We start from the raw sequence: 13381 nt of genomic DNA, 5'->3' as shown, positions 1-13381 counted from the left end.
CGGGGGGGGGGGGGCCTCCGCGCGCGGGCGGGGGGGGGGGGGCCCGCGCCCCCCCCCCCCCCGCCCCGCCCGGGGGGCCCCCCCCCCCCCGCGGGGCGCCGCCCCCCCCCCCCCCCCCCCCCCCCCCCCCCCACTGCGTTTTTTGCTGCCCACCGTTCCATACAAACGTGTTACACAGTCGTACTAGACACTTGTTTTAAACGCTCGTATATTTCCTGGCATGACGAACGCGACGAGCACCACCACTGATCGCAGTGACCTCGCCGGCCGCAAGGAATGGACCGCCTTCGTGGTCCTCCTGCTCCCCCTCCTCCTTGTCTCGATGGACGTCTCCGTCCTCTTCTTCGCGATCCCGTCCATCGACCGGGAACTCGCCCCGAGCGCAACCCAGCAGCTCTGGATCTTCGATGTGTACGGCTTCGCCCTGTCCGGCCTGCTCATCACGATGGGCTCGCTCGGCGACCGGATCGGCCGCCGCAAGCTGCTCCTCCTCGGGGCGGCCGCCTTCGGCACCGCGTCCGTCGGCGCGGCATACGCCACCAGCCCCGAGATGCTGATCGCGGCGCGCGCGCTGCTCGGGATCGGCGGCGCGACGCTGATGCCGTCGACGATGGGGCTCGTACGGAACATGTTCCGCAACGAGCAGCAGCGCAGCACCGCGGTCGGCATCTGGTCCGGCGCGATGGCGGGCGGGATCGCACTCGGCTCGGTGCTCAGCGGGGTCATGCTGCAGCACTTCTGGTGGGGCTCGGTCTTCCTGATCAATGTGCCGGCGATGGTGCTGCTGCTGGTTCTGGTGCCGGTGCTGGTCCCGGAGTTCAAGGACCCGAACCCGGGGCGGTTCGACCTGTGGAGCGTGCCGCTGTCGATGGGCGCCGTGCTCCCCGTCATCTACGGCGTCAAGGAGAGCGCCGCCCACGGTCTCGACGCGCGCAACGCCCTGCTCATCGCCGTCGGCCTGCTCGTCGGCTGGGTCTTCGTCCGCCGCCAGCGCGTCCGTGACGATGCGATGATCAGCCGGGAGCTGTTCCGCGGTAAGGGCTTCGCCGCCGGAATCGGCCTGAACTCCCTCGCCACCTTCGCGATGATGGGTTCCGCCTTCTTCACCACCCAGTACCTCCAGTCGGTGCTCGGCATGTCCACGATGGAGGCCGCCCTGTGGAGCCTGGCCCCGTCACTGGCGGTGGGAGCCGCGGCGCCGACGGCCACGGCGATCGCCCGGCGGATCGACCGTACGTATGTCATCTCCGCCGGATTCGTCATCGCCGCCGCCGGATTCGCTCTGCTGACCCTGTCCGATACGGACTCGCTGTGGCTGCTGCTCATCGGCTCGGCCGTGATGAGCTCGGGCATCGTCACCGTCATGGCACTCGTCTCGGACCTGGCGCTGGCGACCGCCCCGCCGGAGAAGGCCGGTTCGGCCGCGTCACTGCTGGAGACCGGTCAGGAGTTCGGCGGCGCGATGGGCATGGCGCTGCTGGGCGCGGTCGCCACCGCGGTGTACGGAGCGGACCTGCCGGACTCCGCACCGGAGGCCGCCCGCCAGACGCTGCCGGGGGCACTGGCCACGGGGGACGCGTCGTTGATCTCGGCGGGCCGGGAGGCGTTCGTGCACAGCATGCAGTACGCGTCGGTGGCGGGATCGCTGATTCTGCTGGCGGGAGCGGTGCTTGCCGTGGCACTTCTGCGGCGCGGAAGTGGGGCCCGGAAGCAGCTGGCCCCGACGCACTGAGGGGCCGCCGACGTCGCCCTGTCCGTCCTCGTTCGCCGGACGGGCCTGAGTCTCAAGCCCGTCGAGGGGCCCTTCCCCCGCCCTTCAGGCCATGGGGGAGATCGAGGACAGGAAGGCTGCTCGTCCGTGCGCCTCGTACTCGGCGAGCAGGCCTGCCAGTTCCACGCCCCCCAACGGGCCGTAGGCACCACCGCCCACCCCGTTCCACCACACCGGGTCCGTGCTCCGGAAGCCCTCGCGGCGGAGCGCGACCCGGTGCACCTTGTTCGTCGCCGTGACCGGCATCGCCGGGACGATCCGCACGAAGCGGGGCGCCATCTTCGTCCCCAGATCCGGCTGGGCCGCCAGGAACGCGGCGAAGGCGGCCGGGTCGAACACCGCCCCCTCACGCAGCGCCAGCGCCGCCATCACCTGGTCGCCGGCCACCGGGTCCGGCACCGCGTACACCGCGACGGCCGCCGTGTCCCCCCAGCGGGCCAGGATGTTCTCGATCATCGCGGCCGCCAGGTTCTCGCTGTCGACGCGCAGCCGGTCGTCCGTGCGGCCCGCGAAGTAGAGGAAGCCGTCGCGGTCGCGGAAGAACAGGTCCCCGGTCCAGTACCAGCCGCCGCGCACCCGCGCCGCGTCCGCCTCCGGATTGCGCCAGTAGCCCTCGAAGGGCGTATCGCCCCGGTTGACCAACTCGCCTATGGCTTCGGCCCCGTTGACGAGTCGTCCGACTTCGTCGAAGACCGCGGCGGCGCGCTCCTCACCGGTCTCCGGGTCGACGACGGTGAGATCGTCCCGGGCGGAGGCCCGCCCGATGGCGCCCGCCGGGGTGTCCGGGGTCCGCTGGATCGCCGCACCGCCCTCGGAGGATCCGTACCCCTCCACCAGCCGCACCCCGAACCGCTCCCGGAACCTGGCCGCGTCCACGGAGCCCGCCTCGGTGCCGAAGCCGAGTCGCAGCGGATGGTCACGGTCGTCGGGGCGCTCAGGGGTCGCCAGCAGGTACTGCACGGCGCGGCCGACATAGGTGAAGTACGTGGCGCCGTACGCCCGTACGTCTTCGAGAAAGCCGGAGGCCGAGAAGCGGCGGCGCAGGGCGACCGAGGCGCCGCCGGCCAATGCGGGGGCCCAGTCGGCGATCACGGCGTTGCCGTGGAACATCGGCATGCAGACGTAGTGGACGTCGTCGCGCCGGACCCCGAAGTGGTCGACCAGCGACTGCCCGGCCGCAGCCAGTCGCCCCTGGGTGCAGATCGCGGCCTTGGGCGCACCGGTCGACCCGGAGGTGAAGTAGAGCAGCATCCGGGTGGCGGACCGGACCTCCCCCAGCACCGCGTCGCCCGGCTCGGCCCCCGCGTAGTCGGCGAGCAGCTCGGCGTACGCGTCGGTGTCGGTGACCAGCACCCGTACGCCCGGCAGATCGAGCCCGTCGAGCAACGGCAGATGCGCGCGTTCGGTGACCAGGACCCTGCAGTCGGTGTGCAGGATGTCGCGGGCCAGCTCAGCGCCGCGCCGGGTCGGGTTGATGCCCGCAACGGCGGCCCCGGCCAGGGCCGCCGCGCTCAACCACAGGGGAAATTCAGGAGTGTTGTCGAGCAGCACCCCCAGGTGCGGTTCACTGCCCGCCGGCAGCAGATCCACCAGGAGCGCCGCCCGCGCGGCAGCGCCGGCGGCGACCTGGTGGTGACTGAGGACGGTGTCCTCATGTCTCAACCCAGGCCGGTGGTCGCCCCATTGGCGCTGTACGAGCTCCGCGACGGTGCCTGCGCTCCTCATGACGCCGCACGGTAGTTGACTAGGCGTCAGAACTGAACATCGGAGCACGCATAGAACGCGTTCCCGGTGTCCGCTATGTTCCAGACGCTCAGGATGATGTGCCGCCCGGTCTTCTGGGTGGGGATGGTGCCCTGCTGGGTCAGGGTCTCCGGGGGCTGCTGACCGCCGTACGGCACGGTCATGAACGGCTGGGACTCGAGCGCCGCCCGGGTGAGCGGTTTGGTGGGATCCCAGCCGTTCTTGGTGATGTAGTACCGGAAGTCCGTTGTGGCGTGGCGGGCGGTGAACTGCCAGCGGAAGCTGAAGCCCTGCCCCGCGGTGACCTTGGTGGCGGGCCAGTTGCCGCCGCGCGGGTCGTCCAGTGCGGCGAAGTTGTCGTGGGCGCCGGAGCAGATCTTGCCGTCGGCCGGACCCGCCGCCGGGAAGCCCTTGGGAGCCTCGACGCTCTGCGGCTCGTACTGGATGGCACCGCAGTCGGTGACGGTGCCGTTGGCGCAGAGCTTCTGGCGACTGATGGGGTTGTCGGTGTAGCCGTGACTGTCGGCGCTGCTCGTCGCGAACATCGAGACGCCCGCGATGGCGAGGCCTATGACGGCCGCGCTTGCCCGTTTACGCATTGCTGTCGCTCCTCAAGAACGTGGGAGAAGTTCCATGAGCACTGCTGCGCGCGTGATGGTGCGGTCTAGACCAAGCCCTAGATTATTGACAGGGCATGAACATGTCCAGACCAATGGGAGTGGGATTCCGGTTCCCCACGGAGGCGGCGCGACGGCGCGGTCAGGAGCCCTCCCCACTGGTGCGTCCGGTGTAGAAGGCCACCGTCAGGTCCTTGACCAGCGCCTTCCGTTCGTAGTCGTCGAGCGTCACGAGGCCTCGCGCGGTCAGCCGGCTGACCGTGTCGTCCACCGCGTCGACCACGGAAGTCAGCACGCTGTCGCGGTGTTGGGCGTCGATGGCGGCGATCCGTCGGCGCTGCATGGAAGCGGCGACCTCCGGCGCGTACTCGATACCGGTCGGCTGCGCCGAGTACACCTCGATGCCCACCGGTTCGCATTCCGCCTTCAGCGTCAGGGTCAGCGCGTCACCGACCGCCTCCGCGTTGCGCAGGGTGTGCGCGTCCTCGTGGAAGGCGTCGGCGGGCAGCTGCGAGAGGACCCGCGCAATCGACGACTCGACCTGCTCGCGCAGATAGTCCTCGTGGTCCGTCACCCCGAACGTCGCCCGCACCGTGTCCTTGATCCGCCAGACGACGAGGACGACGACGCGCAGCGCCGTACCGTTCGCGTCCACAGCGGGCAGGGGTTCGCTCCGCCAGTGCCGAAGCCGTACATCGACACGGCGGCGCGCCAGCAGCGGGCTGGTCCAGACGAGCCCGGTCCGGCGCACGGTACCCCGGTACTCGCCGAAGAGCGTCAGCACCCACGCGCTCCCGACCCGGCCACGGCCCAGACCGCCGACCGCGACGAGCACCAGGATCACCAGCAGGAAGAGCTCCGCCAATGCCCCGAGGCCGATCCCGTCGTACGGGCGCGCACCGATCCCGGCCCGCGCGAGCACGCCACGCGGCACCGCACCGACCCACCACAGCACGGCGCCACCGGCGACGACCGCGGCCAGCCCGGTGAGCACCGCGATCCATCCGGGCAGTGCGGGCCCCGGCTTCTCGGTCAGGTACGGATCCGAGGTCGGAGCGGGCCGGATGGGTGCCTGCACCTGCCCCCTGCGTGCGACGGGCGCCCGCCGCACGCCCGTCGCCTTCTCCCCGCCGCCGCCCTGCCGCGCAGGATCGGTGGGGGGCTCGGCGGAGTCGTCACGGAAGAGGACGTGCGCGGGGACGACGGCGATGTGCTCCTTGGCGCTGACGGCCTGCTGCCGCCCGGTCTCCCACCGGGTATCGCCGTCGCCGTCCGCACCATCGCCCGCGGCTCCGGCCTCGGCCTCCGCTCCCACGGACTTCAGGGCGGCGGGTGCGGGGCCGGGCGCGGCTTCGGGCACGGTGTCGGGAACGGTGTACGGCGCGGCATCGAGCAAAGCGTCGGACACTGTCTCGGGCACGGTGTCGGGCACGGCATCGAGCATGGCGTCGGGCGCGGCGTCGGGCACGGTGTACGGCGCGGTATCGAGCAGGGCAGCGGGTGCGGGGTCGGGCACCGGCGCGGCTCCGACGGGACCGGGCGGCGACCATCCGGCCCCGGCCCCGACAGCCGGCACAGGGTCCGAAACCGGGGCGGACACCGAAACCGGCGCGGCTCCGCCCTCGGCCCCGACCGACACCAGGTCGGCGGCCACGGGGCCGGATGCGGCATCGAGCACAGGGTCGGGCACCGGCCCGGCTCCGATGGATTCGGGCGGCCATACGGCCCTGACCTCGACTGCCGGCACCGGGTCCGAAACCGTGGCAGACACCGAAACCGGCACGGAGCCGGGTGCGGCATCGACCGCGGTGTCGGACACCGGCCCGGCTCCGATGTATTCGGGCGGCGCCCATGCGGCCCCGGCCTCGACAGCCGGCACGGGGTCCGAAACCGGGGCGGACACCGAAACGGGCGCGGCTCCGCCCTCGGCCCCGGCCGACACCAGGCCGGCGACCACGGGGCCGAGTTCGGCATCGAGCACGGGGTCGGACACCGGCCCGGCTCCGACGGGACCGGGCGGCGACCATCCGGCCCCGGCCCCGACGGGACCGGGGTCCGGGACCGGGGCAGACACCGAAGCCGGCGCCGGGTCCGCGGCCGCGACGGATACCGACGCCGAGGCCGCGCCGAGGGTGGAGTCCTTGGCTTCGCCGGGGACCAGGTCGAGCACCAGGTCGAGGACGGAGTCCGTCCCGTCGCCCGGCTCGGCACTCGTACGGGGCTCCGCGTCGGCACCCACGCCCGGGCCCCATCCGGCCCTGGTTTCCTCACCGCCGTTCACCGGCTCACCTTCCATCCTGTTCTCCTTCTCCGGACCTCCGGAGCTGTCCGACACCGTGGATTTCATTCCCGCCTCCGTCATGTCCGTTCTGTCACGCGAAAAGTCGTTGCCAGGTCTCTGGGCCGGGGTAGCCGTCGGCCTCTGTGCCCCGCCAGCCCTGCGCCCGCTGGAAGGCCTCGACATTGCGCCGGTCCTCCTCGGTCCATCGGGGGCCGGGGCCCTTTGCGTAGTGCTTGTCGTATCCCTTCCTCACCAACTGTCTGCCGAGCTTGTCGACATGGCTGTTGGACTGACCCGGCCGGAAATGGTCCCGGCCCGGGAACGCCGGAGCCGCGGTTGAACCACTCCTGTCCCCCCTGCCGCTCGCGGGGATGCCCCGGCCCGTTCCGCTCACCAGCAGGCGCCAGGTGTCCGGGCCGGGGATGCCGTCCGCTTCCTTGCCTGACCAGCCCTGGGCCTTCTGGAACGTCTGGGTCGCGCGCCGGTCCGCATCGCCCCAGTGCGGTCCCGGGCCGACCTTGTAGAAGCGCCTGCCGCCGCGGTCCACGAGCATGCGGCCGAGCCGGGTGACGTACGTGGTGCTGGCGCCGGGACCGAACTTCGCGGCGCCCGGGAACGCCGACATCGCCTTCGAACTGCTGCTGGTGGTGCCGGTGGACAGCCCCTTGTAGCGGTACGGGACGTAGCTGCCGGAGTGGGTCCAGTAGGCCATGGGCGTCGTCTGCTTACGCGTGTGCGAGGGCGTCTGCTCGTACGCCGAGTAATGGCTGTGCGTGTAGTCGGTCCAGCCGCCGAAGATCGTGACGTGCGAGCCGTTCGTCGGGTTGGCCTTGTTGTGGAAGAGCAGGATGTCGCCGGGCTTCAGTTCCTCGCGGGCGATCTTGGTCCCGAATTTGGCGAGGCTGCCGGTCCACTCGTTGCCCTTCAGCTTCCAGGCCATCGACACATAGCCGGAGCAGTCCTGCCGGTAGCCGTCGGACCAGTACTTCGCCATGCCGTACGGGACCTGCTCGCTGACCCACTTCTTCGCCCGGTTGATGATGTCCGTCCGTGTGGTCTTCGGCTTCTCCGGTGCCGAGCCCGTGGACGACGGCGGCCCCGGGGTCCCGCCCCCCCGCAGTGGGCCGGGGGCACCCTGCGGGCTGCCGAATTCCGAGTTGTCCGAACCCGGATCGCCCGGGTCAGCCAGGTCGGCCGGTTCCGGGTCGGCCGGGATCGGCATCGGGTCCGCCCGGCCAGACCCGACGGATCCTGCGGTTTCGGCGGTTCCGGCGCCTTCGGCGATTCCGGCGGTTCCGGCGCCTTCGGCGGCGTGCCCGGTCGCCGCGCTCGCCGCCTCGGCCCCGCCGGTGCCGAGCACCACGCCGGCCGCCGTGACCATGACCAGCGCGCGCCGCGCCCCATGCACGGCAGGGTGTCCTCCGTACCGCCTCGGCAGGGCCCTGGCGGCCGCGCGGCGCTGCGCGGTACACCCTGCGCAGGTGCAGTCGACGGCGGGCACGTATTCCTCGAAGGCCGGCACGGTCATGCGAATCCCCTCCGCACTCTCAAGATCTTTGGGCGCACCTGCACGGGCGTCAGCGTTTCAACTAACCTGACATATTGCATTTTGACGGATAGAAGTGAAAAAACGACCATCCGACAGGCCGTGATCGACAGGAAATGGTCAGAAGCACCCCTGGAGGTCGGGTACAGTTCTCCAGGTCAGCAGGCGCCGCTAGCTCAGTTGGTTAGAGCAGCTGACTCTTAATCAGCGGGTCCGGGGTTCGAGTCCCTGGCGGCGCACGCAGAATCAAGGCCCTCTCACCGAGCGTGAGGGGGCCTTGTTCGTGTACACGCAACCCGCACGCCTCCGTGCGCCCTCCGCGGGAGTCGCCTAAATCGCACATATGGCCGGTTAAGCGTCTCTTTCACCCTTGCGATAACGACCTGGGTCATACAGCCTGTCATGGGGTCATCGGCTTCAACCAGGCCGATGGCACGCGCAGTTGGGACAGCACGGGGGAAGTTCCGGTTGCGGTACCGCGGGGTGGGGGTCCCGCTCATGGAGGGATGCCGAGGGGCATCCTGCAGCCGGAAGGGCGCCATCCCGCGCCTCGGGGAAGGTGGCCCGCCAGCGATATCGCCCGCGGCGGTCGAGGGGGACTCGCCGCGGACGAGACGACCGACCGATCACGCAGTGACCAGTGCGTGCAGGGGGATGACCCATGACGTCGACGCCGACTGGCGCCGGGCAGAACAACGACCACTCCTCCCGGACCACGCAGCTGCGGATACCCCTCGCAGCTGCGCACCGAGGTACAGCGGCACCACCCGAAGAAGGCGCTGCCGCGTTACGACTACGAGCACTACAGCCGACTCGCCGGGCCACTGACCCAGCCCGATCCGGACAAGCCCTACACCGTGCAGTACCGCTCACTGCTCTCGCAGGAGCCGCACAGGATCCGCGCGGCGCTCCTGCTGGGCGCCGCACCGCTCGTCTCGCTCGGTCTGTTCGCCTGGCTGATGCAGCCCGGGCACCGGACCCAACGCGACCCGAACGTCAAGAACGACACGCTGCTGATCCTCGACATCGTCATGCACGTCTCGATCGGCCTGATCGAGCTCTTCCGCACGATGAATGTCCTGTCGAACGCGCACCCACCTCGGTCGAGGACGTTCGCGAGCGACGGACAGTGACCGGTTCCGGACGCACCGTCAAAAAACGACTGGGCCATGACTGTTCACCGGCCTACAGTGTTCAGGAGCGGCCCACACGCCCTCTTGCCCTCCCGTGTCGGCGCCGGGCTTCTCCCGCAGCCCGCGCACCGCGGTCGAGGACCGGCCCGGCCGGCACCCCGGGGGAGAACGGGCGGCCGGCCGGGCCAGGTATCCCTCTTCTGCCCGGGCCGGCCTACGCGGAGTCGGCGGACGTGGCGGACTCGGCCGACTTGGCGGACTTGTCCACGGCCTCGGCTGCCTTGGCCGCACTCTTCTTCTCGCCGGTCAGGTAGGCGGAGACGACCACATTGGCGTTGTACTCGTGCGACGCCCGGTCGAACGTACCGCCGCAGGTGATCAGCCTCAGCTCTGCCCGGCCGTCCTTGCGGGGCCCGTACGCCTTGTGGGCGTTGAAGCGGTTCCGGGTGAAGACCTGGACGTCGTCGATGGTGAATTCGGCGACCGTGCCGTCCGTGCGGACCACCCGGATCTTGGCGCCGGGGCGGGCCGCGCTCAGCCCGTAGAAGACGGCCGGTTTGGTCTCGGTGTCGACATGGCCGACGAAGAGCGCGGCGCCCGCCGCGCCGGGCCGGGTGCCGCTGCCGTACCAGCCGACCGTGTGCGGTGTCGCGAAGGACGGCGGGTCGATCCCTCCCGCCGCGTCCAGGCCACGGGAGACGACGGGTGCCTTGATGCCGATCGAGGGGATCTCGACGCGCTCGGGCACCGCACCCTTGATCGGGGCGTGCGCCGCGGGCAGCGGTACGCCGAGGGGGCGGCCGACCGCGGCGACATCGCCGGTGGTCGGGGCGGAGCTGGCGCCGGAGCCGTCGGTGATGCCGCGACCCCAGAGCCACAGGCCCAGCAACACGACGGCCCAGGCCACGCCGGTGAGCAGCCGGCCGGTGCCTGTCGGGCTGTCCGAGGCGGACATCTCGTTCAGTCCGTGGACGGGTGGCGACGGCGGGAGCTGCGGAAGGCGACGGCGACGGACGCGACGGCGGCCAGGACCAGCCCGGTCACGGTGTGTGCGATGCCGGGCCCGTCCTGCTGGGCCGCCTCGCCGGCAAGGAGCGTCGCGGTGCCGCCGCCTCCGGCTTGGACCGGGGCGATCGGGGCGACGGGTGCGGCGCCTTCGCGGTCGACGACGGTGACGGTGCCGGACACCCGGGTGTCCTTGTCGTCGTCACACGTCACCCAGATGTCGTAGTCGCCGGCCGCGGCGTCAGAGCGGATCCTGCCCTTGGCGGAGAGCCTGCTGTCGTCGGCGGCCGAGAAGCCGGCGTCGGAGTCGAAGGCATCGGAGATCCCTTTGGCCTTCTCGCCCTTGCAACCGTCGACCTGCAGATCCACCTCACCCCCCGGGGCGATGGAGGCCGGGTCCACCGAGAGGGTGGCGCGGGTCTGTGTTTCCTTTTCCTGGCTGGAGCCGGAGTCGGCCAGTGCGACGGAAGCGGGCATCAGCGTCACCGCAACCACTGCGGCTCCACAGAACGTGAGGGGTATGGAACGCATCGTGAACCTCCTAAAGGCAGGTTCACGCGTCCGGCGGGTTTTCGCATCCGCTGGGGCGCCGGGGCTGGTCCGTGGGAGTGCGGGGAACGGCTCGCAGGAACCCCTCCCCGCACGCGCCCGTACCGGTGCCGGCCGGGGCCTCAGCCCACGTCGATGAGGTCGACCAGGTCGGCGATGGAGCCGACGACCGTGGACGGCCGGAAGGGGTAGCGGTCGATGTCGGCGGGGGTCGTCAGACCGGTCAGCACCAGGAAGGTGTGCATGCCCGCCTCCGGGCCCGCGAGCACATCGGTGTCCATCCGGTCGCCGATCATGGCGCTGGACCCGGAGTGGGCGCCGATCGCGTTCAGCCCGGTGCGCATCATGAGCGGGTTGGGCTTGCCCGCGAAGTACGGGTCTTTGCCGGGGGCCTCGGTGCTCAGTGCGGCGACGGCACCGGTGGCGGGCAACCTGCGAGGCGGAGCGGGTGACTCCGTATGTCCAGACCCGTGCCGTAGGTGATCTTTGGACGGATCGCTACTTACTGGTGTGTAGGGAACTCCATGGACCAAAGGCGACGTCTCCCCCTGGGACCGGTCCGGGCTACGAGACGTTCAGGCTCTGAATGCGGGGAGTGAATAGCATGGTCATCCCGTGAGTCCTCGTATGGCAGGAGCCGCACCCATGACAGATCACAAGCCCATCGAATCGTGGCTCACCGACATGGACGGGGTGCTGATGCACGAAGGCGTGCCGATCCCCGGCGCGGACGCCTTCATCAAGAAGCTCCGTGATTCGGGCAAGCCGTTCCTCGTTCTGACGAACAACTCGATCTACACAGCCCGAGACCTACATATGCGACTCAACCGCATCGGCCTCGAAGTGCCGGTCGAGAACATCTGGACCTCTGCCCTGGCCACCGCCAAGTTCTTGGACAACCAACACCCTGGCGGCACTGCCTACGTCATCGGTGAGGCAGGGCTGACCACCGCCTTGCATGAAGCGGGGTACGTGCTCACTGACACCGAGCCCGATTTCGTGATCTTGGGTGAGACGCGGACTTATTCGTTTGAGGCGCTGACGAAGGCCATCCGGTTGATAAACAACGGTGCCCGCTTCATCGCCACCAACCCCGACAACACCGGGCCCTCACCCGACGGGGCGTTGCCCGCCACCGGTTCCGTCGCTGCATTGATCACGAAGGCGACCGGCAAGGAGCCGTACTTCGTCGGCAAGCCCAACCCGCTCATGATGCGCAGTGCGCTGAACACTTTGGGTGCCCACTCCGAGACCTCCGCGATGATCGGCGACCGGATGGACACGGACGTGTTGGCCGGACTGGAGGCCGGGATGGAAACGTTCCTGGTTCTCACCGGGCTGACGAACAGGGACGAGATCGAGCGCTACCCGTACCGGCCGACCAAGGTTGTGGACTCGATCGCTGACCTCGTCGACCTCGTCTGAGTGGTGGTCTGGCACTCCGCCCCGCAGGGGAGTGTCAGACAGCCGGAGTAAGACGTCAGGAGGCCCTGAAAAGGGTGTTTCCGCAGGTCAGGGCCAAACATTCGTTGTGCGTTCGGGGCCCGTGCGCGGGGATGTCGGCGGCACCGCGTTGCGCAGCGCCGCCATCCCCGGTTTTAGGGTGCCGGGCCGGTGGGCCCGTGCCGGTCCCCACAGTCAGCTTCCGGTGGCCGTCTTCCAGGCGTCGACGTAACCGTCCAGGTTGGCGCCTATGTCCGACCAGTCCGGCTCGAAGACCTCCACCCCGTTCATCAGCTTGCTGAGCGCGATGGCGTTCGCGTCGGTGGCCTCGACATCCTTGCGGGCGGAGAAGCCGCCGCCGACCTCGCTGACGTCCTTCTGGGCCTGCTCGGAGAGCATGAAGTCGAGTAGCTTCTTGCCGTTGGCGCTGTGCGGGGCCTTGCTGACCAGGCCGGCCGCGTAGGGCAGGGCGAACGTGGTGGGCTTGGAGCCGGCCTTCGCCGGGAACCAGATGCCGAGGTTCGGCATGTCCCTGGACTGCGCGAAGTTCATCTGGACGTCGCCGTTGGCGACGAGCAGTTCGCCCTTGTCGACCTTGGGGGCGAGCTTTCCGGTGGAGGCGGACGGGCCGACGTTGTTGGCCTGGAGCTTCTTCAGGTACTCCATCGCCGGCTCCTTGCCGCCGAAGTCGTGCATGGCCTTGATGAGTACGGCCGTGCCGTCACCGGCGACTCCGGGGGTGGAGTACTGGATCTTCTCCTTGTACTTCCCGTCGGTGAGCTCATCCCAGGTGGTGGGCGCGGCCTTCAGTTCCTTCTTGTTGTAGACGAAGCCGAAGTAGTTGTTGACGACCGAGGTCCACTTGGAGTCGGACGCCTTGTCGGCGCCGTCGACCTGGTCGGAGCCGGCCGGTTCGTACGCCGTCAGGAGGCCCTTGGAGTCGGCCTGCTGGATGAACGGCGGGAGGGTGACCAGCACATCGGCCTGGGTGTTGGACTTCTCGCGGAGGGCGCGCTGCACCATCTCGCCGGAGCCGCCCTCCACGTACTCGACCTTGATGCCGGTCTTCTTCTCGAAGTCCTTGAAGACCTTGTCGTACCAGCCGTCGCCGTTCTCGCCCTTGAGTCCGTCCGCGCTGTAGACGGTGACGATCTTCTCGTCGGAGGCGGCGGAGGAACCGCCGCAGGCGGAGAGGGTGGCGGCGAGGGCGAGCGCGCCGGTGACGGCGGCCAGCGGCCTGAGGTGGCTCTTGCGCATGGGAGTCCTATCTCCTGGAAATGGGTTCGGTACGGA

At 69.9% G+C, this 13381-nt stretch carries 10 protein-coding genes, 1 tRNA gene and 1 pseudogene; 4 read left to right on the top strand and 8 right to left on the bottom strand.

Features of this window, described 5'->3' with window-relative positions:
* The first annotated feature begins 220 nt into the window (after window positions 1-220).
* Window positions 221-1732 carry an MFS transporter gene (locus tag ACIA8E_RS18020; protein WP_399299018.1) on the top strand — a complete coding sequence of 504 codons (1512 nt, stop codon included), beginning with the start codon at window positions 221-223 and terminating at the stop codon, window positions 1730-1732.
* 84 nt (window positions 1733-1816) lie between these two features.
* Here ACIA8E_RS18020 and ACIA8E_RS18015 read toward each other — a convergent pair whose 3' ends face one another.
* From ACIA8E_RS18015 to ACIA8E_RS18000, 4 genes are all read right to left on the bottom strand, one after another.
* Window positions 1817-3496, bottom strand: coding sequence for an AMP-binding protein (locus tag ACIA8E_RS18015; RefSeq protein WP_399299016.1), 1680 nt, complete (start codon window positions 3494-3496; stop codon window positions 1817-1819).
* Between the two features lie 26 nt (window positions 3497-3522).
* A complete protein-coding gene (locus ACIA8E_RS18010; RefSeq protein ID WP_399299014.1) occupies window positions 3523-4113 on the bottom strand; it encodes a lytic polysaccharide monooxygenase in 591 nt (196 codons plus the stop codon).
* A gap of 160 nt (window positions 4114-4273) precedes the next feature.
* A complete protein-coding gene (locus ACIA8E_RS18005) occupies window positions 4274-6427 on the bottom strand; it encodes an SPFH domain-containing protein (protein ID WP_399299012.1) in 2154 nt (717 codons plus the stop codon).
* Window positions 6428-6503: 76 nt separating this feature from the next.
* The gene (locus ACIA8E_RS18000; RefSeq protein ID WP_399299010.1) at window positions 6504-7940 is read right to left on the bottom strand and encodes a peptidoglycan-binding protein; all 1437 of its coding nucleotides are present in this window, start codon (window positions 7938-7940) and stop codon (window positions 6504-6506) included.
* A gap of 183 nt (window positions 7941-8123) precedes the next feature.
* Here ACIA8E_RS18000 and ACIA8E_RS17995 point away from each other — a divergent pair.
* Both ACIA8E_RS17995 and ACIA8E_RS17990 read left to right on the top strand, forming a co-directional pair.
* Window positions 8124-8197 (top strand) — tRNA-Lys (locus ACIA8E_RS17995).
* A gap of 422 nt (window positions 8198-8619) precedes the next feature.
* Window positions 8620-9052: pseudogene (locus ACIA8E_RS17990) on the top strand (glycosyl transferase); the annotation flags it as partial.
* A gap of 253 nt (window positions 9053-9305) precedes the next feature.
* On the opposite strand, the gene ACIA8E_RS17985 reads toward ACIA8E_RS17990, so the two are convergent.
* The 3 genes from ACIA8E_RS17985 to ACIA8E_RS17975 all read right to left on the bottom strand — a co-directional run bounded on the left by ACIA8E_RS17985 (window position 9306) and on the right by ACIA8E_RS17975 (window position 11049).
* Window positions 9306-10046 carry a class F sortase gene (locus ACIA8E_RS17985; protein ID WP_399299008.1) on the bottom strand — a complete coding sequence of 247 codons (741 nt, stop codon included), beginning with the start codon at window positions 10044-10046 and terminating at the stop codon, window positions 9306-9308.
* Window positions 10047-10051: 5 nt separating this feature from the next.
* Window positions 10052-10627, bottom strand: a complete 576-nt coding sequence (locus tag ACIA8E_RS17980) for a hypothetical protein (RefSeq protein ID WP_399299006.1) — start codon at window positions 10625-10627, stop codon at window positions 10052-10054.
* 140 nt (window positions 10628-10767) lie between these two features.
* On the bottom strand, window positions 10768-11049 hold the full coding sequence (locus ACIA8E_RS17975; protein ID WP_399299176.1) for an HAD hydrolase-like protein: 282 nt from the start codon (window positions 11047-11049) through the stop codon (window positions 10768-10770).
* A 241-nt stretch (window positions 11050-11290) separates the two neighbouring features.
* Here ACIA8E_RS17975 and ACIA8E_RS17970 point away from each other — a divergent pair, with 241 nt between their 5' ends.
* Window positions 11291-12070 (top strand): HAD-IIA family hydrolase, encoded by a 780-nt coding sequence (locus ACIA8E_RS17970; protein ID WP_399299004.1) that lies wholly within the window; start codon window positions 11291-11293, stop codon window positions 12068-12070.
* A gap of 213 nt (window positions 12071-12283) precedes the next feature.
* Here ACIA8E_RS17970 and ACIA8E_RS17965 read toward each other — a convergent pair whose 3' ends face one another.
* Window positions 12284-13345: a 2-aminoethylphosphonate ABC transporter substrate-binding protein gene (locus ACIA8E_RS17965; protein WP_399299003.1), complete on the bottom strand. Its 1062-nt coding sequence runs from the start codon at window positions 13343-13345 to the stop codon at window positions 12284-12286.
* Window positions 13346-13381 lie beyond the last annotated feature (36 nt).

Origin of the sequence: Streptomyces sp. NPDC051664 (assembly GCF_044453545.1) — a bacterium.
Lineage (GTDB): Bacteria > Actinomycetota > Actinomycetes > Streptomycetales > Streptomycetaceae > Streptomyces.
The sequence above is the reverse complement of the archived record's forward strand: the minus strand, read 5'-3'. Positions and strand labels throughout refer to the sequence as shown.